The sequence below is a fragment of the Kitasatospora sp. NPDC087314 genome, from assembly GCF_044744365.1.
In the GTDB taxonomy this organism is placed as follows: Bacteria; Actinomycetota; Actinomycetes; order Streptomycetales; family Streptomycetaceae; genus Kitasatospora.
Genome location: NZ_JBIUYE010000015.1, coordinates 41,082 through 59,136 on the forward strand (window position 1 = coordinate 41,082; position 18,055 = coordinate 59,136).

An 18,055-nucleotide genomic window follows, 5' to 3' on the forward strand; every position below is an offset into this window, starting at 1 on the left:
ATGCGTACGACCCTTCGCGGCGCCCTCGCCGCCCTCACCCTGCTGCCCGCCCTCGCGCTGGCCGCGCCGGCCGCCTCGGCCGCCTCGCCGTCCCCCTCGGCGAGCGCGAGCGGCACCCCGGCCCCGGCCACCAAGGCCGGCACGTCCTTCCTGACCGCGACCAACCTCTCCCCCGGCCAGGACGCCAACGTCGCCGCCTCCACCGGCGACTACCTGTACTGGGCGTTCGGCGCCTCGGAGGGCCAGACCCCGACGATCGGCCTGACCGTCAACCTGGCCCCCGCGACCGACCGGCACGGCCCGCAGACCTGGTCCGTCGAGGTCTTCGACGGGCTGCGCCGCCGCCAGTCCTGCACCGCCGGCACCCAGAACGCCACCGGCGACCAGAACACCGCCACGCTCGCGCTCAGCTGCACCCTGCGCGAGATCCGCTCCTGGGCCGAGCCGTGGTCCGGCGACCCGCTGCCCGGCACCTACTACGTGCGGCTCTCGGTCAGCGACGTCCCGCAGCCGGACCTCGGCCTCGCCACCTCCGTCCAGCTCCACGTCAGCGCCAAGGGCAACGCCGACAACGCGCAGCCGGAGGGCGGCGAGCTCAAGGCCCCGCTGGTCCCGCCGGCCGGCGGCGGCGCCAGCACCGCCAAGGCGGCCGCCCCGGTGGAGCCCGAGGAGCACTGGTACACCGGCTGGTTCTCCGGCTGGAACAGCCGCTGGTACTGGACCATCGGCGGCGGCGCCCTGGCCGCCCTGGCGGGCGTCCTGGGCTACCACCTGACCCGGCACCCGCGCGGCCACCGCCCGGGCCGCTACGGCGCCGTCCCGCCGCAGTCCGGCGCCCCCCAGCCCGGCCCCTACGCCGGCTCCCAGCGCCCCTGACCCACCCTGCCCCACCCCGAGGGCCGGCCGGACTCCTTCCGGCCGGCCCTCGGCCGTTCCCGCCCCGGCCCCGCGGGCCTACGCTCGAAGCATGGCCCCGCAGCCGGACGGCAGGATCGTGGTCGGCGTGGACGGCTCCCCGCCCTCCCGCGCCGCCGTCCGCTGGGCGGCCCGCCAGGCCGTCCTCACCGGCGGACCGCTGGAGGCGGTGGCCGTCTGGGACTTCCCCTGCCTCTACGGCGAGCACGGCCTCGTCCCGCCCGCCCTGGACGGCTTCGGGCGCGAGCACCGCGCGGCCGAGATCCTCGACGAGGCGCTGGCCTCCTGCGCCCCACCCGGCCCGCCGCCGCCACCCGGCCGCCCACCGTCCGTGCACCGCCGCCTCAGGGCCGGCCCGCCCGGCCCCGCCCTGGTCGCCGCCGCGGCCGGCGCCGCCCTGCTCGTCCTCGGCAACCGCGGCCGCTCCACCCCGCCCGACGCCCCGCTCGGCACCGTCGCCCAGTACTGCCTCGACCACGCCCCCTGCCCGGTGGTGATCGTCCGCGACTGACCGTCAGTTCACCGCCCCACCCCTGCCGTGACGACCGTCACACGGCCAACTCCCGTGCCCCCGCACCGGATTGCCCCGGGCAACGCAGAAGCCCCGCCCGGTCTCACGACCGGGCGGGGCTTCTGTTGGGTGGAGCTGAGGGGATTCGAACCCCTGACCCCCTCGATGCGAACGAGGTGCGCTACCGGACTGCGCCACAGCCCCAACGAGAAGAAACTCTAGCACCTTTCGGAGGGGGTCCGTGACCACCCCCGGGGACGCGGTGCTGGTCGGGGGCCGGAGCCGTCACTCGTTGGCCGCGCGGGGGCGGCTCTCCGGGGCCAGGGGTTCGGCGTACTGGTCGAAGAGCGGGGTCTTGCGGGGAGACTCGGCGGGACGCCCCGCGGTCCAGGTGCCGGGGGCCGACAGGTCGAGGCCGCGCGAGACCCGGGGGGCGACCGGCGCCGTGACGTACGTCGGCAGCGGGACGGGCACCGGCTCCCAGGAGTCCGGGCCGGCCGCGCCGCGCTCGCGCATGCCGTCGACCCACTCCTCGTGCTCGGTCACCTCGGCCACCGCGGAGGCGGACGGCGCGGAGACGGACGGGGCACAGACGGTGGCCTCGCCGGCGTCGGTGGCCAGCCGCAGGTGCGGACGGCGCCCGGCCCGCTCCCCGGCGCCCGGGGCCTGGGCCCGGACCTGAGCCTGGGCCTGCACTTGACCCTGGGCCTGGGTCTGGGTGGCGGGGGCCTCGACAGGGGCGCTCCGGGCCGCGGCACGCTGCTGCTCGCGCTTGCGCAGCCGCTCGGCCGCCTGGGCGGCGCGCGCGCGGTCGAGCTTCACCTCGTAGCGCTCGCGCTCCAGCTTGCGCAGGTGGCCGATGTAGAGCGTGAGGAGGATCGCCGGGACGGCCGGGACCCAGAGGAAGGCCAGTCCGGCCACCGCCGCGACCACGGCGCCGAGCGCGAAGGCCAGGAAGAGCAGGGTGACCATCCGGCGCCGACGGGCCAGCAGCCGGGCCCGGCGCTGCGCACCGCCGTGCGGTTCGGCCGGCGGACGCTCCCCCCGAACGCCCCGCTCGGGCGAGGGCTCGGCGACGGGGGACTCGACGGGACGCGAAGGCTCGGCGGCGGACGGCTCGGCGGAGGGCGCGGAGTCCGCCGCGGGGTCGCCGACGGCGGCCTCGTCCCGTCCGGGAGTGCCGTCGCTGCCGTGCTCGTCTTCACGCGGTTCGTCGCCCAGGGCCCGGGCTGCCCGCCGCTCCAGCCCCGAACGCCCGGCCAGCAGGCGAATGGCGGTGCTGAAGCGTTCCGTCGGGCGCGCCTCGTTGAGTTCGTCCTGCCTGCGGAGCCACATCGGCACCAGATAGGCGGCCCAGGCCCCTACGATGACGGCGTAGATAAGGCCACTACTGCTCACGATTCACACCGTACGGGCGCCAGGAAGGCCTGGCAGCAATTTGGCTCGGCGTGTCGTGTGATCAAGCTGATTCTCCGACTATTTTGCCGGTATTTGTGCCAGTCCGCCGCCACGCCGATGCCATATCGATATTTGTTTCGAACATATATTCAATTAGTTGACTCGCGGCCGGAACTGATCGCCCGCCAGCGTTCCAGCATCCCCTCCGGGACCTCCTCGGCGGTCAGCGCGTACACCAGGTGGTCCCGCCAGTCGCCGTCGATGTGGAGATAGCGCGGGCGGATTCCCTCCGAGCGGAAGCCGAGCTTTTCCACCACCCGGCGGCTCGGGGCGTTCTCCGGGCGGATGCAGACCTCGATCCGGTGCAGTCCGAGGGTGCGGAAACAGTGGTTGACCGAAAGCGCCACGGCGGTCGGCATGATGCCCCGGCCGGCCACCGCCTCGTCGATCCAGTACCCGACGTTCGCCGAGCACATCGAGCCCCAGGTGATGCCGCCGACGGTCAGCTGGCCGACCAGCTGCCCCTTGTGGAGCACGACGAAGGGCAGCATCCGCCCGGCCGAGGCCTCGCCACGCAGGAAGCGGACCATCTGCCGGTACGTCGGGCGCGGCCCGGCGGCCTGTCCGGCCGGACCGGGCGGGACGGTCGCCTCCCAGCGGCGCAGCCAGTCCCGGTTGCGGCGGCTGACCTCCTGCCACTCACGCTGGTCGCGGGCCCGGATCGGGCGCAGCACGACCTCCCCCTCGTGGAGTTCTACCGGCCATCCGGCGTTCAGTGCGCTCTCCCGGAAGCTGGGGCGTCCGGCCGGGGGTGGTCCCCGCCGCCGAGCTGGTCGACGGCGTGGGCGAGCAGCGGTTCGAGGACGGCCAGGCCGTCCCGGACGCCGCCGGTCGATCCCGGCAGGTTGACGATCAGGGTACGTCCGGCGAGGCCGGCCAGCCCCCGGGAGAGCGCCGAGGTCGGGACCTTCTCCCGACCGTACGCGCGGATGGACTCGGCGATGCCGGGGACCTGCCGGTCGATCACCCGGGCGGTCATCTCGGGGGTGAGGTCCATCGGCGAGATGCCGGTGCCGCCGGTGGTGAGGACGACGTCGTAGCCGGCCGCGACGGCCTCGCGCAGGACAACCTCCACCGGCTCGCCGTCCGGGACGACCCGGGGGCCGTCGGCGCTGAAGCCCATCGCGGTCAGGCCGGCCACCAGCAGCGGGCCGCCCTTGTCCTCGTAGACGCCGGCCGAGGCCCGGTTGGAGACCGTCACCGCGAGGGCCCTCATGCGCCGGCCTCCGGCGCGAACCAGTCACCGCTCTTGCCGCCGGTCTTGCTGAGCACCCGGACGGACTCGATGGTGGCGCCCTTGTCGACGGCCTTGACCATGTCGATCACCGTGAGGCCGGCCACCGCGACGGCGGTCAGCGCCTCCATCTCGACGCCGGTGCGGTCGGCGGTCTTCACGGTGGCGGTGATCTCGACGGCGTCGTCCACCACCGTGAGGTCGACCTTGACGCCGGAGACGGCGATCGGGTGGCAGAGCGGGACCAGCTCGGGGGTCTTCTTGGCGCCCATGATCCCGGCGATCCGGGCCACCGCGAGGGCGTCGCCCTTGGGCACCCCCTCGCCGCGCAGCAGCTCGACCACCGTCGGGGAGACCCGGACCCGGCCGGTCGCGACGGCGGTGCGCGCGGTGGTGGCCTTCCCGGAGACGTCGACCATCCGGGCCGCGCCCTGGTCGTCGACGTGGGTGAGGCGGTCGCCGGGGGGAGGTGTCGTCACGGGTGGCTCCAGGGGCACGCAGATCGAATACCGCGCTACCGTACAGCTCCCCCGGCCCGCCCCGTGGGAGGGGCCGGGTGGCAAGACGCGCCCCGCGGCCCCGTGCGACCGGGGTCAGGAGCCGAGCAGCACCACGTCGACCTCGCTGCCGGCGGGCAGCGCGGTGACGTCCTCGGGGACGGTGATCAGGCAGTTCGCCCGGGCGAGGGCGCCGACCAGGTGCGACTCGGCGCCGCCCACCGGCTCGACGGTGCCGTCCGCCGCCGAGTAACGCCCGCGCAGGAACTGCCGGCGGCCGGCCGGAGAGCGCAGTGCCACCGGGCAGAGCGCCCGGACCACCGGGCGGTGGACGTCAGCGGCGCCGAGCATGGTACGGATCACCGGGCGGACGAACAGCTCGAAGGAGATGTAGGCGCTGACCGGGTTGCCGGGCAGGGCGAGCAGCGGGACGCCGGCCGCGCCGCCGATCCGGCCGAAGCCCTGCGGCTTGCCGGGCTGCATCCGCAGCCTGCGGAAGTCGACGCCGCCGTAGGACTCGAAGACCTCCTTGACCACGTCGTACGCGCCGACGCTGACCCCGCCGCTGGTGACGATCAGGTCGGCCCGGCCGAGCTGGTCCTCCAGGACGGCGCGCAGGCGCTCGGCCCGGTCCGGGACGGCGCCGACCCGGTAGGCGATGGCACCGGCCTCCTGGGCGGCCGCGGTGAGGGTGAAGCTGTTGGAGTCGGAGATCTGCCCGGGGCCGACCGGTTCGCCGGGCTGGACCAGCTCGCTGCCGGTGGAGAGCACCACGACCCGCGGGCGCGGGCGGACCTTGACGGTGCCGCGGCCGATCGCGGCGAGCAGGCCGAGCTGGGTCGGGCCGAGCCTGGTGCCGGCCTCCAGGACGGTGGCTCCGGCCGCGACGTCGCTGCCGCGGCGGCGGATGTGCGCGCCCTCGGCGACCGGGCGCAGGACGCGGACCTCCTCGTCCTCGACGGGCGCGGTCATCGCGTCGGCGGGCGCGCCGGTACCGGTGCCGCCGTCGGTCCATTCGACCGGGGCGACGGCCTGGGCGCCGGGTGGGACGGGGGCGCCGGTCATGATCCGGGCGGCCTGGCCGGGCCCGACCCGGGGCAGTTCGTCCGCGCCGGCGGCGATGTCGCCGACGACCGCGAGCACCGAGGGATAGCGGTCGGTGGCGCCGGCCGTGTCGGCGGTGCGGACGGCGTAGCCGTCCATCGAGCTGTTGTCGAAGGGCGGCAGGTCGCCGTCGGCGCGGACGTCCGCGTCGAGCCGGCAGCCCTGGGCGTCGAGCAGTTGCAGCTCGATGGCGGGCAGCGGGCCGACCGCGGCCAGCACGTCGGCGAGGTGCTCGTCCACCGTCCAGAGGCGGGGGGCCGCCGGTGCCGGGTCCGCGGACCCGTCGCAGCAGGCTGCGGCGGACCCAGTGGTGCGTTCGGTGGACCCGGTCATCGGCGGCTCGCTCTCTGTCGTCGTGTCAGTCCTGCAGCTCGGTGGCGACGAACTCCCGCAGCCAGGAGCGGAACTCCGGGCCCAGGTCCGCGCGCTCGGCGGCCAGACGGACGATAGCGCGCAGGTAGTCCGCGCGGTCGCCGGTGTCGTAGCGGCGGCCCTTGAAGAGCACGCCGTGCACCTGGCCGCCGGCCTCCGGCTCGCGGGTGGTCAACTCGCGCAGGGCGTCGGTGAGCTGGATCTCGCCGCCGCGGCCGGGCGGGGTCTCGCGCAGCACGTCGAAGACCAGCGGGTCGAGGACGTAGCGGCCGATGACGGCGTAGTTCGACGGGGCCTCGTGCGTCTCGGGCTTCTCGACCAGGTCGGTCACCTGGAAGACGTCCTCGCCGAAGCCGTTCGCCTTGACGGCGGCGCAGCCGTAGAGGTGGATCTGCGAGGGGTCGACCTCCATGAGGGCGACGACCGAGCCGCCGAGCTCCTGCTGCACCTCGATCATGCGGGAGAGCAGCGGGTCGCGCGGGTCGATCAGGTCGTCGCCGAGCAGGACGGCGAAGGGCTGGCCGGCCACGTGCTGCTCGGCGACCGAGACGGCGTGGCCGAGGCCCTTCGGGTCGCCCTGGCGGACGTAGTGCATGTTGGCCAGGTCGACGGACTCGCGGACCCGGCGCAGGCGGTCCTCGTCCCCCTTGCGGGAGAGCAGCTCCTCCAGCTCGTAGGCGCGGTCGAAGTGGTCCTCCAGCGCGCGCTTGTTACGGCCGGTGACCATCAGTATGTCGGACAGCCCGGCGGAAGCGGCCTCCTCGACGACGTACTGGATGGCCGGCTTGTCGACGACGGGCAGCATCTCCTTCGGAGTGGCCTTGGTTGCCGGGAGGAAGCGGGTGCCCAGTCCGGCCGCGGGTACCACGGCCTTGGTTACCGGGATTCGGGAGTTGGTCGTCGTCATGCGTTTACCTTACTCAGGCACGTTTTCGCCCGGCCGAGCGCGGTCGACGGCTACGACAGCACGTCGCGGGGCCCGGCCACGGTGACAGGCGTATGGGAATCGACCGGCTGGGCGAGGGGGTCCCCTCCGGCACAGGGCGACACACTACCCGGCTTTCCCAAACGGTCACGCTCGGCTGTCGTCCGGTGCTCCGGAGGGGATGCGAGCGGGGCGTTCAGCTCCGCCGCGGGCCGGTCCCCGGGGCGCGGGCGGACCCGCCAGCAGTCGCCGCCGGCCGCCCTGGCCTCGGCGAGCGCGCGGTCGGCGGCGCGCAGCAGCACGGCGGCGTGGGTACCGTCCTCGGGCAGCACGGCGATGCCGATCGCGGCGGTGAGTCCGTTGCCGTGGGCCGGGCGGGGCTCGCGCGGGCCGGAGGACCAGTCGAGCAGCAGGTGTCGGCGGACCGACCAGACCAGCCGCTCGGCGACCTGCGCGGCGCCCTCGGCGCCGGTGTCCGGCAGCACCACCAGGAACTCCTCCCCGCTGTACCGGCCGAGGGTGTCGGCACGGCGGATCTCTATCGCCAGCCGCTGGGCGAGGTCGCGCAGTATCGCGCCGGCGCGGCCGCGCCCGTGCTCGGCGACGACCGCGTCGAAGCCGGCGATCTCCAGCAGCAGCACGGCCAGCGGGCGCGGTCCTTCGGGCTGGTCGGTCCGCTCGGCCCGGCGGGCGCGCTCGATCTCGCGGTCCAGGGTGAGCTGCAGGTGGCGGTAGTTCCACACGCCGGTGAGCGGGTCGCAGGAGGCGGTGCGCTCCAGGTCGGCGCAGTGCGCCTCCAGCTCGGCGATCCGCTCGCGCAGCCGTTCCTGCCGGGCGGCGGCTGCGGCACCGCCCCGGCGCAGCCGCAGCCCGAGCACGGTGGCGCCGGCCAGCGCGGGGGCGCTCAGCACGGCCAGGGCCTGGACCAGCAGCGGGGTGGACAATCGCGACGCCCTTTCGCGTGTCAGGCTCTGCGCGTCGATGACACCGGCCGGCGGCACAGAGTTGCGGAGGATCCGATGCACAACGAGAAGAGCGATCTGAGGACACGGCTGTTGACGGAGCGCCGCGCGCTCTCCCCCGAGCGGCGCGCGGCGGCGGCACGCGCGCTGGCCGGGCACGCCGGGGAGCTGGCGGCGCCGGGCACCACCGTGGCCGCGTACGTCTCGGTGGGCGCCGAGCCCGGGACCAGGCCGCTGCTGGACGCGCTGCGGGCGGGCGGGGTGCGGGTGCTGCTGCCGGTGCTGCTGCCCGACAACGACCTGGACTGGGCCGCGTACGAGGGTCCGCAGGCGCTGGCCCCGGCCGGGCGCGGGCTGCTGGAGCCGGTCGGCCCGCGGCTGGGCCCGGAGGCCGTCACGCAGGCCTCGGTGGTGCTGCTGCCGGGCCTGGCGGTGGACCGGCAGGGGCTGCGGCTGGGCCGCGGCGGCGGCAGTTACGACCGGGTGCTGGCCCGCCTGGCGCGGGCGGGCGCACGGCCGGTGCTGGCGGTGCTGCTGTACGAGCACGAGCTGGTGGAGCAGGTGCCGGCCGAGCCGCACGACCGGCCGGTGGACCTGGCGGTCACGCCGTCCGGGCCGCGGCGGCTGGGATGAGACGGCGGCGGCCCCGCTCCGGGCAGGGAGCGGGGCCGCCGGGGTCGCGCGGGGTCAGCCGTTGGTGAGCACCAGTTTGTGCTTGGTGGCCTTCTCGACCGCGTCCGGCGTGTAGGCCCAGGTCAGCAGCTTGCCCTTGAGCCAGAGGTCGGTCTGGTCGTTGTAGTTGTCGTGGAAGGCGTGGCCGGAGGCGCCGCCGACGTTGATCCAGCGCGAGGAGTCGAGGTCGCTCAGGTCGACCACCATCCGCATCGACGGGATCCAGTCCACCTGGTAGCCGGCCGCCGCGTTCCAGCCGGCCGCGTCGACGGCCGCCGAGCCGCCGGAGAGCCGGTACGGGCCGCGGTTGAGCAGCCGGTGGACCAGGCCGGAGGCGATCGAGGAGTCGTCCGTGCCGAGGGTCTGCTCGCGCAGGGTCAGCGTGTGCAGGCGGCCCCAGCTCCAGGTGGAGACGTCCTTGCTGAGCAGCGAGGTGAGGTCCTGCCGGGCGTTCTTCATCGCCTCCTTGAGCAGGTTGTTCAGGCCCTTCTGCTCCTTGTGGTCGGAGTCGATGTACGTCCACCAGGTGCTGTCGGGCTTGTCCAGCTGCTGGCGCACCACCTCGGTCCAGCGGTCGCCGCCGTCCGGCTGGGCCTTGCCCGGGTCGCGGGTGCCGCACTCGGTGACGATCCTGCTGGAGCTGTCCGGCTTGGTCGGGTCGTCCTGCTGGCGGACCAGCAGGCAGCTGTTCTTGGCCCGCAGGTCGGCCGGGAACTTCTGGCCGAAGGCGAGGTTGAGCAGCTGGCGCCAGACGCCGTTGTAGTAGGCGGCGGCGGCCGAGTCGGCGTCCTGGTGGTAGTTCCAGTCCTTCAGCAGGTCCTGGGCCTCGCGCACGTACGGGTCGTCGATCTGCTGCTGGAGCAGCAGCGGGACGAGCGTCTTGGCCATGATGTTGGTGTTGTCCAACTGCATGGTCTGCATGTCGTCCGGCGAGATCTTGCCGTTGTTCTTGAGCAGGCCCTCGATCTGGTCGGTGATCTCCTTGGCCCGGGTGCCGTACTCCCAGTCCTTGGTGAGCGGGTACTTGTAGCTCGGGTCCACCACGGCCTGGTTGGCGGTGACGATGTAGCCCACGCTCGGGTCCAGGCTGTACGGCAGGGCGCTGAAGGGGATCGAGCCCTTCCACTGGTAGGAGGAGTCCCAGCCCGGAGCCGGGTAGGTGCCGTCGCCCTTGCTGCGGATCGGGATGTCGCCGGGGGCCTGGTAGCCGATGTGCTTGGCGTCGGCGTAGACCAGGTTCTGCGCGGGGACGGCGAAGTCCTTGGCGGCGTTGCGGAAGTCGTCCCAGTTGCGGGCCCGGTCCAGCTCGAACACCGCGTCCATGGTCTTGCCGGGGCTGAGCGCGGTCCACTGCAGGGCGACGCCGTAGCCGCCGGTGCCGCGGTCGGGGGCGGCAGTGCCGTTCGGGGCGTACTTGCCGACGTTCTGCTGCTCGGTGCTCTGGTCGGAGATGAGCGGGGCGCCGGTCTGGGTGGTGCGGACGGTGATGGTGCGGTCCTCGCCGCCGGCGACCTTGATGATCTCCTTGCGGAGGTCGAACTTCACGTCCTTGCCGTCGACCTGGTAGGTGTCCGGACTGGTGACCTTCTCCAGGTAGAGGTCGGTGACGTCGGCGCCGAGGTTGGTGAAGCCCCAGGCGACGTCCTTGTTGTGGCCGATTATCACGCCGGGCATGCCCGCGAAGGTGAAGCCGGAGACGTCGTACTGGCAGGCCGGCGAGGTGGTGCGGCAGTGCAGGCCCATCTGGTACCAGACCGAGGGCAGGCCGGGGCCGAGGTGCGGGTCGTTGGCCAGCAGCGGCTTGCCGGTGGTGGTGTGGGTGCCGGCGACCACCCAGGAGTTGGAGCCGATGCCCTGGCCCGGGCGGCCGAGCATCTGCGGCAGGCCGTCGACCCGGTCGGTGAGGCCCTGCAGCAGCGCCTTGGTGGTGGCCGCGCCCTGGGTGGTGGCGGTGCCGGTGCCCGACTGGGGGGAGCCGTCGGCGGGGCGGTAGGTGTCGCCGGCCACCGTGCCGGTCTTCACGATCGTGCCGTTGCGGGCGTACGGGTACTCGGGGTACAGCTCGGCGATCTTGTCCGGGCCGAAGTCCTGGGCCAGCAGCGAGCGGTCGATCTCCTCCTGGAGGTTCCCGGAGAGGTTCCAGGCCATCGCCTTGAGCCAGGCCACCGAGTCGACCGGGCTCCACTGCTCGGGCTTGTAGTCGCCGTTGACGGTGCCGAGCAGGGCGTACTCCAGCGAGGCCTTCTCGCCGCCGGGGTGCTCGGCGAGCCAGGCGTTCACGCCGTCCGCGTAGGCCTGGAGGTTCTTCTTGGACTCGGGCGACAGCTTGGTGTCCCACTCCTTCTGCGCCACCTGGCGCCAGCCCATGGTGCGGATGAAGGCGTCGGTGTCGACCTGGCCGTCGCCGAACATCTCGGCCAGCCGGCCGGCGGTGATGTGCCGCCGGACATCCATCTCCCAGAAGCGGTCCTGCGCCTGGACGTAGCCCTGGGCGCGGAAGAGGTCCTCGGAGGTGTCGGCGTAGAGCTGGGGGATGCCGTTGGCGTCCCGCTTGACGTCGACCGGCGCGCTCATGCCCGCCACCTTGACGCTGCCGTCGACCTCCGGGAAGGACGCGCGGACCGCGGTGACCCCGCGGTAGCCGCCGTAGCCGACGCCGGCCACCAGCAGCACGACCAGCATGATCACGATCAGACGGGCGCGCCGGAACTTCTTCGAGCGGGGCATCTGGGTCCTTGCGGTCCTGACTTCGGGGCGGGCGGGCGTGTCCAGGGCCGGGGGCCGTGGCAGGGCACCACATTAGGCCGAGTCGGCCGAGCGCCGTGCACGGGGGACGGTCACCGTGGGTTCGGGGGAGGTCAACAAGGAGGCCCGGACGGGGCGGTGGGGGCCTGGGAGGACAAGGAAGCTAAAGATATGGCAAAATGTTAGACTGAGTAACGATCCGCAAGGGGAGCATTGACGCCTTCTTAACGGGTCGCCCTCTCCAGCACCACCAGACACCCCGCCCGCCCCTGCCTGCCCGAGGTGCCACTGCGTGAACATCGACCACCTGAACCAGCTGCTCCTCGAGTTCTCCGTGATCCTGCTGGTCGCGGTGGTCGCCGTGCGGATCTCCACCCGATCAGGACTACCCAGCCTGCTGATCTACCTCGGAATCGGCGTCGCGCTCGGCCAGAACGGCATCGGCGTCAACTTCAACAACGCCGAGCTGACCCAGGTCCTCGGCTACGCGGCGCTCGTGGTGATCCTCGCCGAGGGCGGCCTCAAGACCAGCTGGCGCGAGGTCAGACCGGTGATGCCGGCCGCCACCGTGCTCGCCACCGTCGGCGTCGGGGTCAGCGTGTTCGTCACGGCGGCCGGCGCGCACTGGCTGGTCGGCCTGGACTGGCGGACCTCGATGCTGCTCGGCGCGATCGTCTCCTCGACCGACGCCGCCGCCGTCTTCTCCGTCCTGCGCATGGTCCCGCTGCCGCACCGGCTCACCGGCCTACTGGAGGCCGAGTCCGGCTTCAACGACGCGCCCGTGGTCATCCTGGTCGTCGCCTTCGCCACCACCGGCGAGCTGGACTCCTGGTACGCCCTGGTCGGCACGATCGTCGCCGAGCTGGCGATCGGCGCGGCGATCGGCTTCGCGGTCGGCAAGCTCGGCGCGTACGGGATCAAGCACGTCGCGCTGCCCTCCTCCGGCCTCTACCCGATCGCCGTGATGGCGCTGACCGTGCTCGCCTACGCGGGCGGCGCGCTGCTGCACGGCTCCGGCTTCCTCGCCGTCTACATCTGCGCGGTGATCCTCGGGAACTCCAAGCTGCCGCACGGCCCGGCCGTCCGGGGCTTCGCCGACGGCCTGGCGTGGATCGGGCAGATCGGCATGTTCGTCCTGCTCGGCCTGCTCTGCTCGCCCGAGACGATGGGCGACGCCGTGGTGCCCGCGCTGGTGATCGGCGGCGTGCTGGTCTTCCTGGCCCGGCCGCTGTCCGTGGTGTTCACCCTGACCCCGTTCAAGGTGCCGGGCCGGGAGCAGGCACTGCTCAGCTGGGCCGGGCTGCGCGGGGCGGTCCCCATCGTGCTGGCCACCATCCCGCTGGTGTCGGGCGCGCCGAAGGCCCAGGACGTCTTCAACATCGTCTTCATCCTGGTCGTCGTCTTCACCCTGATCCAGGGCCCGACCCTGCCGTGGGTGGCCAAGCAGCTGCGGATCGGCGAGGGCGCGATGGGCCAGGACCTGGACATCGAGTCCGCCCCGCTGGAGAAGCTGCACGGGCACCTGCTGTCGGTCACGCTCGCCCCGGGCTCGCGGATGTCCGGCGTGGAGGTCGGCGAGCTGCGACTGCCCAAGGGGGCCGCGGTCACCCTGGTGGTGCGGGAGGGCAGCTCCTTCGTGCCGGACAAGGCGACGGTGCTGCGCGGCGGGGACGAGCTGCTGGTGGTCACCACGGACGAGGTCGGCGAGGCGGCCGAGCGGCGACTGCGGGCCGTGGACAAGGGCGGCAAGCTCGCGGGGTGGCTGCACGGGCGGTGAGGCCCGGCGGCGCCGGGAGGTCCCGCCGTCCGGCGCCGGGAGGCTCGCCCCGTCGGCGCCGAAAGGCCTCATCTGCTGTTCACCTTCGATGGGCAGGACAAGGGCGGAGGTGCGCTGTAATCTCGGGGAGAGCGCGACAATCTACGCGCGTATATGTATGATGGTTTGATCACACCCAGCATCTGCATCTGCCTGACGCAGAGTTGGCGCGACCGCTCGGCGGCCGCGGTCCGGACCCCGGCCACCACGCCGGGCCGACCCGGTATCTACCCCGGTCGACGCGCGAGAGGACGACTCTCGGCGCCGTCGGGGCCACCCCATGCCCTGCCGCGCTACCAGGCAGCAGGAAGGACCGACCGTGACGGCCCGCCGAACGGTCGACAACCCCGCGGACAGCGCGACCCCGCGTGACACCGCCGACACCACCGCCACCGACGCCGGTGCCACCACCGACAGCACCGCCACCGCGCCCGCGCGCGTCGGCTACGGCACGCTGCTGCGCACACCCGGCGTCTGGACGTTCCTGGCGCCGGCGTTCCTCGCGCGGCTGCCCTACGCGATGCTCAGCACCGGCATCCTGCTGCTCGTCAAGGAGACCCACGGTTCCTACGGCACGGCCAGCACGGTCGCGGCCGTGGCGGCCGTCGCCCAGGCCCTGATCGGCCCGCAGACCGGGCGGCTGGCCGACCGTTACGGCCAGGCCGCGGTGCTGGTGCCGGCCGTGATCGTGCACGCGCTCTCGGTCGGCGCGCTGATCGCGCTGGCACTCGGCCACGCACCGGCCTGGAGCCTGTTCCTGGCCGCCGTCCCGGCCGGTGCGAGCGTTCCGCAGATCGGCGCGATGGTCCGGGCCCGCTGGATCGCCAAGTTCACCGCGGACGGCGCCTCCGGCTCGTCCACGGCCAAGGTGAGCACCGCGTTCGCCTTCGAGTCCGTCACGGACGAGTTCACCTTCGTGATCGGCCCGATCCTGACCGCCGCCATCGCGACCACCGTCAGCCCCTCGACCGGGCTGATCGTCGAGGCCGCGCTGACCGTCGTCGGCGGGCTGGCCTTCGCCGCCCAGCGGAACACCGCGCCCGCCCGCCAGGCCCACCGCCCCGGCGCCAAGCGCGCCTCCGCGCTCGCCTCGCCCGGCGTCCGGCTGCTGGCCGGGACGTTCCTCGGCGTCGGCGCCGTGTTCGGCGGCCTGCAGGTCTCGGTGTACGCCTTCGCCGACTCGGTCGGGCAGCACGGCGCCGGCGGCACCGTGTACGGGATCTTCGCGGGCGGCTCGATGGTGGCCGGCGTGCTGTACGGCGTGATCGCCTGGCGGCGGGCCGTGCAGCAGCGGATGATCATGAGCTACACCCTGCTGGTGCTGGGCTGCTCGACGCTGTGGGCGATGCCCAACCTGATCGCGCTCACCGTCGCCGGGCTGGTCTGCGGCCTGGCCATCGCGCCGACCCTGATCAGCGGCTACACCCTGGTCGAGACGCTCGTCGCGGACGGCGCCAAGACCGAGGCCTTCACCTGGCTGACCGGCGCCATCGGCCTCGGCCTGGCGGTCGGCTCGATGGCGGCCGGGCGGCTGATCGACGGCCACGGGCCGTCCGTCGGGTTCCTGGTGCCGCTGGCGGGCGCGGGCCTGGGCCTGGCCGCGCTGGTCTCGCTGCGGCACCTGCTGACCGCACCGGGGCAGGCGAACGCTGCGGTCACGGCCTCGCCGGAGCGCGCCGCGGCGCCGCAGCTGGTGGGCGCGGCCAAGGGCTGAGCGGGCACGCGACGACGGTGGTGCCCGGGTGGGCCGGAGAGCAGCCCCCGGCTCAGCCCCGGCTCATCTCACATCGGAGTCGCTGGACTGATTCAGCGGAATGCCGCATCATTGACCATCGTTAGCACTCATCAGGCGAGAGTGCCAGGAGGAAGACAAGTGCCCACGTACCAGTACCAGTGCACCGAGTGCGGCAACGGCCTGGAGGCGGTGCAGAAGTTCACCGACGAGGCGCTGACCACGTGCCCCGACTGCCAGGGACGGCTCCGCAAGGTCTTCTCGGCCGTGGGCGTCGTGTTCAAGGGCTCCGGCTTCTACCGGACCGACAGCCGCTCGTCCTCCAGCAGCACGGTGGGCGCCGGCACCTCCGGCAGCTCCGCGTCGTCGTCGGGCTCGACCCCGGCGTCGTCGCCCTCCACTTCTTCGAGCTCCTCCGGCTCCTCGACCGCTTCGAGCCCGGCTCCGGCCGCGAGCTGACCTCGTCGCCGGGCGCGGCGGGCGGCATTCGGCCCGGCCCGGGCGGCAGGTAAAGAGCATCGACAAGGCCCGTCGGCCCCGCACTTCGCGGGGCGGCGGGCCTTTTCGTCATCCTGGGCGGGCCGGAGTCCCTCGTGCGGGTGTACGAAGTTGTCCACAGGGCCGGGTTGTCCACAGGCTGCGGATAAGGGCTTTCCGGGACGGCGCGGGGCACGCATCGTGTGGGTCACCAGAGACCGACCGGCCCGGAAGGGGCGGTCCCCGACGACCCCGGTGGTGACCATGACGTCCATGAGCCTCTCCGTCCCGCTGCCCGCCCCCACCGTGCCGCCCCGGCGGGAGGTGCCGCGCTTCCCTCCGATCCGGCGCGGGGCCGGCGGGTGGCACCGCTGGCGGCACGCCGTACGGCGGCGGGCCGGGGTGCCCGTGCTGGTGCTGCTCGCGGTGGCCGCAGCGCTCGCGGTCGGGCCCGCGCGGGCCGGACTGCCGCCGCCCTCGGGCGGCGCGATGGGCCGGACGGGTTGTCAATCCGGCTCAATCGAAGATCACCCGTGACCAGGAAACGACTTCGTCGTTCACGGCGGCATGAAAGGCTTCAAGGAATTCCTGCTGCGTGGAAACGTCGTCGAACTCGCCGTCGCGGTCGTCATCGGCGCGGCCTTCACCACCATCGTCAACGCCTTCGTCAAGGGCGTGATCAACCCGATCGTCGGTGTCTTCGGGACGAAGGACCTGGCGTCCTACAGTTCCTGCCTCAAGGGGCCCTGCGAGGTGAGCGCCACCGGCGAGGTCACGTCCGGAATCCTCATCCTGTGGGGATCGGTGCTCAGTGCCGCCCTGCAGTTCCTGATCACCGCGGCCGTCGTCTACTTCGTCCTGATCGTGCCCATGAACAAGCTGGCCGCCAGAAGGAAGAGCGCCCTCGAAGAGGCGGCGGAGGCCGAGGCCAAGGAGGTCCAACTACTCACCGAGATCCGCGACGCGCTGCTCACGCCGCAGCGCTGAGCACGTTTCCGTTCAGTCCCCGTGGTGCGGCGGGCGCTGGCTCAGGTACCAGTCCAGCCCCCGCCCACCGCCCTCCCCCGCTCCGGGGCGCTCGCCCCAGCCGGTGTCGGTGTCGTCCCGGGACTGCTGGTCCAGCGGGTCCCGGAAGACCAGCCGGGCCTTCGGCGCCGCCGGCTGCTCCTCCTGCCCCTGCTGCTGTTCCTGCTGCCGCGCCTGCGGCCGCTCCCGGCCCTGTCCCTGCTCGCTCACCCTGCTCACTCCGCTGTTCGCCCGGATCGTCCTGTCCCCCCTCCAGCCTATGAGCCCCGTGGCGCACCACGAGCCCCGGTGCGGAGCGCTCCGCATCAGGGCCCGGGTGACGGCCTCAAGCGGCCGGCCGTGACGCCACCTCACGAGCGGCCGTCCGGAGCGCCTCGCAGGCCCGCAGGCACTCCCCTCTCAGGCGGCCTCGAAGCCCGCGTGGTCGGCGATCTTCTTCAGCTCGGCCAGCGCGTGCTTCTCGATCTGGCGGATCCGCTCGCGGGTGAGGCCGTGCTGCTTGCCCACCTCGGTGAGGGTGCGCTCGCGGCCGTCCTCCATCCCGTAGCGGGAGCGGATGATCGAGGCCGTACGGTCGTCCAGCCGCCCGATCAGGTCGTCCAGCTCCTCACGGCGGAGCATGACCATCACGGCGTCCTCGGGGGACGTCGCCCCGGTGTCCTCGACCAGGTCGCCGAACTGGGTCTCGCCCTCGTCGTCGACCGCCATGTTGAGGCTGACCGGATCCCGGGCCCAGTCCAGCACGTCCTTGATCCGGGCCTCGGTGGTGTCCAACTCGGCCGCGATCTCGGCCGGCTCGGCCTCGCGGCCCAGCTCCTTGGACTTCTCCCGCTGCACCCGCCGGATCCGCCCCAGCTCCTCGACCAGGTGCACGGGCAGCCGGATGGTGCGGGACTGGTCGGCGATCGACCGGGTGATCGCCTGCCGGATCCACCAGGTGGCATAGGTGGAGAACTTGAAACCCTTGGCGTAGTCGAACTTCTCGACGGCGCGCACCAGGCCCGCGTTGCCCTCCTGGATGAGGTCCAGGAGCGGGAGGCCACTGCGCGGGTACCGGCGGGCGACCGCCACCACGAGCCGGAGGTTGGAGCGGATGAAGACGTCCTTGGCGCGCTCGGCGTCCTCGGCTATCGCCTCCAGTTCCTCGCGGGTGACACCGTCGGGGAACTCGCCCTCCGCCAGCAGGTGCTGGGCGTACACGCCGGCCTCGATCCGCAGCGAGAGCTCGACCTCCTCGGCGGCATCGAGCAGGGGTGTCCTGGCGATCTCGTCGAGGTACATGCCGACCAGGTCACGGTCGGCCTCGAAGTTGGTCGGGCGGGCCGCGCGAGTCCGGTCGGCCCTGTCGCGAACGACGGCACGGGTGGCCATGCTTGCTCCCTTTGCTGGAATTGCCGAGGTCTGCCTGCCTGCCCCCCGAGAGGGCAAGAAGTGCGGGCCCCTCGGGGCTCACACGTAACGATCCAACGAACAGAATCCGGACAACATTCCCAAGTCACTCAGATTCTTCCCGGATATGCAGTATCCTGCCGGTTTTCACTCCGGATATGGACACTGGGTGATCAGTCGAGCACTTTCAGTGCCAATTCCCCGACCACTTCGGAGCGCT

At 73.0% G+C, this 18,055-nt stretch carries 18 protein-coding genes and 1 tRNA gene; 8 read left to right on the top strand and 11 right to left on the bottom strand.

Annotated elements, in window-relative coordinates:
* Positions 1-876: a peptidase gene (locus ACIO5E_RS29675; RefSeq protein WP_400673657.1), complete on the top strand. Its 876-nt coding sequence runs from the start codon at positions 1-3 to the stop codon at positions 874-876.
* A 91-nt stretch (positions 877-967) separates the two neighbouring features.
* Positions 968-1,426, top strand: coding sequence for a universal stress protein (locus ACIO5E_RS29680; RefSeq protein ID WP_400673659.1), 459 nt, complete (start codon positions 968-970; stop codon positions 1,424-1,426).
* A 130-nt stretch (positions 1,427-1,556) separates the two neighbouring features.
* On the opposite strand, the gene ACIO5E_RS29685 is transcribed toward ACIO5E_RS29680, so the two are convergent.
* The 8 genes from ACIO5E_RS29685 to ACIO5E_RS29720 all read right to left on the bottom strand — a co-directional run bounded on the left by ACIO5E_RS29685 (position 1,557) and on the right by ACIO5E_RS29720 (position 7,960).
* Positions 1,557-1,630, bottom strand: a tRNA-Ala gene (locus tag ACIO5E_RS29685).
* 81 nt (positions 1,631-1,711) lie between these two features.
* Positions 1,712-2,824, bottom strand: a complete 1,113-nt coding sequence (glpR, locus tag ACIO5E_RS29690) for a gephyrin-like molybdotransferase receptor GlpR (RefSeq protein ID WP_400673662.1) — start codon at positions 2,822-2,824, stop codon at positions 1,712-1,714.
* A gap of 149 nt (positions 2,825-2,973) precedes the next feature.
* Positions 2,974-3,558 carry a GNAT family N-acetyltransferase gene (locus ACIO5E_RS29695; RefSeq protein ID WP_400673665.1) on the bottom strand — a complete coding sequence of 195 codons (585 nt, stop codon included), beginning with the start codon at positions 3,556-3,558 and terminating at the stop codon, positions 2,974-2,976.
* A gap of 38 nt (positions 3,559-3,596) precedes the next feature.
* Entirely contained in the window at positions 3,597-4,100 is a 504-nt protein-coding gene (locus ACIO5E_RS29700; RefSeq protein ID WP_400673666.1) for a molybdenum cofactor biosynthesis protein B, read from the bottom strand.
* Positions 4,097-4,597, bottom strand: coding sequence for a cyclic pyranopterin monophosphate synthase MoaC (moaC, locus tag ACIO5E_RS29705; protein ID WP_400673669.1), 501 nt, complete (start codon positions 4,595-4,597; stop codon positions 4,097-4,099). The genes ACIO5E_RS29700 and moaC overlap by 4 nt, the downstream gene beginning before the upstream one ends.
* 114 nt (positions 4,598-4,711) lie before the next feature.
* Positions 4,712-6,052: a gephyrin-like molybdotransferase Glp gene (glp, locus tag ACIO5E_RS29710; RefSeq protein WP_400673672.1), complete on the bottom strand. Its 1,341-nt coding sequence runs from the start codon at positions 6,050-6,052 to the stop codon at positions 4,712-4,714.
* Positions 6,053-6,077: 25 nt separating this feature from the next.
* Positions 6,078-6,998: a UTP--glucose-1-phosphate uridylyltransferase GalU gene (galU, locus tag ACIO5E_RS29715; protein ID WP_280678477.1), complete on the bottom strand. Its 921-nt coding sequence runs from the start codon at positions 6,996-6,998 to the stop codon at positions 6,078-6,080.
* A 50-nt stretch (positions 6,999-7,048) separates the two neighbouring features.
* The gene (locus ACIO5E_RS29720; RefSeq protein ID WP_400673676.1) at positions 7,049-7,960 is read right to left on the bottom strand and encodes a GGDEF domain-containing protein; all 912 of its coding nucleotides are present in this window, start codon (positions 7,958-7,960) and stop codon (positions 7,049-7,051) included.
* A gap of 75 nt (positions 7,961-8,035) precedes the next feature.
* On the opposite strand from ACIO5E_RS29720, the gene ACIO5E_RS29725 reads away from it, so the two are divergent.
* Positions 8,036-8,611: a 5-formyltetrahydrofolate cyclo-ligase gene (locus ACIO5E_RS29725; RefSeq protein WP_400673678.1), complete on the top strand. Its 576-nt coding sequence runs from the start codon at positions 8,036-8,038 to the stop codon at positions 8,609-8,611.
* Positions 8,612-8,665: 54 nt separating this feature from the next.
* On the opposite strand, the gene ACIO5E_RS29730 is transcribed toward ACIO5E_RS29725, so the two are convergent.
* Positions 8,666-11,377: a penicillin acylase family protein gene (locus tag ACIO5E_RS29730; RefSeq protein WP_400673681.1), complete on the bottom strand. Its 2,712-nt coding sequence runs from the start codon at positions 11,375-11,377 to the stop codon at positions 8,666-8,668.
* A gap of 310 nt (positions 11,378-11,687) precedes the next feature.
* Between ACIO5E_RS29730 and ACIO5E_RS29735 the strand changes: the two genes are divergently transcribed.
* The 5 genes from ACIO5E_RS29735 (at position 11,688) to mscL (ending at position 16,407) form a co-directional block, all read left to right on the top strand.
* Complete coding sequence (locus ACIO5E_RS29735; RefSeq protein ID WP_400673684.1) at positions 11,688-13,172, top strand: potassium/proton antiporter; 1,485 nt, start codon at positions 11,688-11,690, stop codon at positions 13,170-13,172.
* A 358-nt stretch (positions 13,173-13,530) separates the two neighbouring features.
* Positions 13,531-14,925 (top strand): MFS transporter, encoded by a 1,395-nt coding sequence (locus ACIO5E_RS29740; protein WP_400673687.1) that lies wholly within the window; start codon positions 13,531-13,533, stop codon positions 14,923-14,925.
* A 159-nt stretch (positions 14,926-15,084) separates the two neighbouring features.
* Positions 15,085-15,402: an FmdB family zinc ribbon protein gene (locus tag ACIO5E_RS29745; RefSeq protein ID WP_400673690.1), complete on the top strand. Its 318-nt coding sequence runs from the start codon at positions 15,085-15,087 to the stop codon at positions 15,400-15,402.
* Positions 15,403-15,693: 291 nt separating this feature from the next.
* Positions 15,694-15,957 carry a hypothetical protein gene (locus ACIO5E_RS29750; RefSeq protein ID WP_400673693.1) on the top strand — a complete coding sequence of 88 codons (264 nt, stop codon included), beginning with the start codon at positions 15,694-15,696 and terminating at the stop codon, positions 15,955-15,957.
* Between the two features lie 30 nt (positions 15,958-15,987).
* Complete coding sequence (mscL, locus tag ACIO5E_RS29755; protein WP_400673696.1) at positions 15,988-16,407, top strand: large conductance mechanosensitive channel protein MscL; 420 nt, start codon at positions 15,988-15,990, stop codon at positions 16,405-16,407.
* A gap of 12 nt (positions 16,408-16,419) precedes the next feature.
* Here the strand turns inward: mscL and ACIO5E_RS29760 are convergent, their stop codons facing one another.
* Both ACIO5E_RS29760 and ACIO5E_RS29765 read right to left on the bottom strand, forming a co-directional pair.
* On the bottom strand, positions 16,420-16,656 hold the full coding sequence (locus ACIO5E_RS29760; RefSeq protein WP_400673699.1) for a hypothetical protein: 237 nt from the start codon (positions 16,654-16,656) through the stop codon (positions 16,420-16,422).
* Positions 16,657-16,845: 189 nt separating this feature from the next.
* Complete coding sequence (locus tag ACIO5E_RS29765) at positions 16,846-17,817, bottom strand: sigma-70 family RNA polymerase sigma factor (RefSeq protein ID WP_280678498.1); 972 nt, start codon at positions 17,815-17,817, stop codon at positions 16,846-16,848.
* Positions 17,818-18,055: the final 238 nt, after the last annotated feature.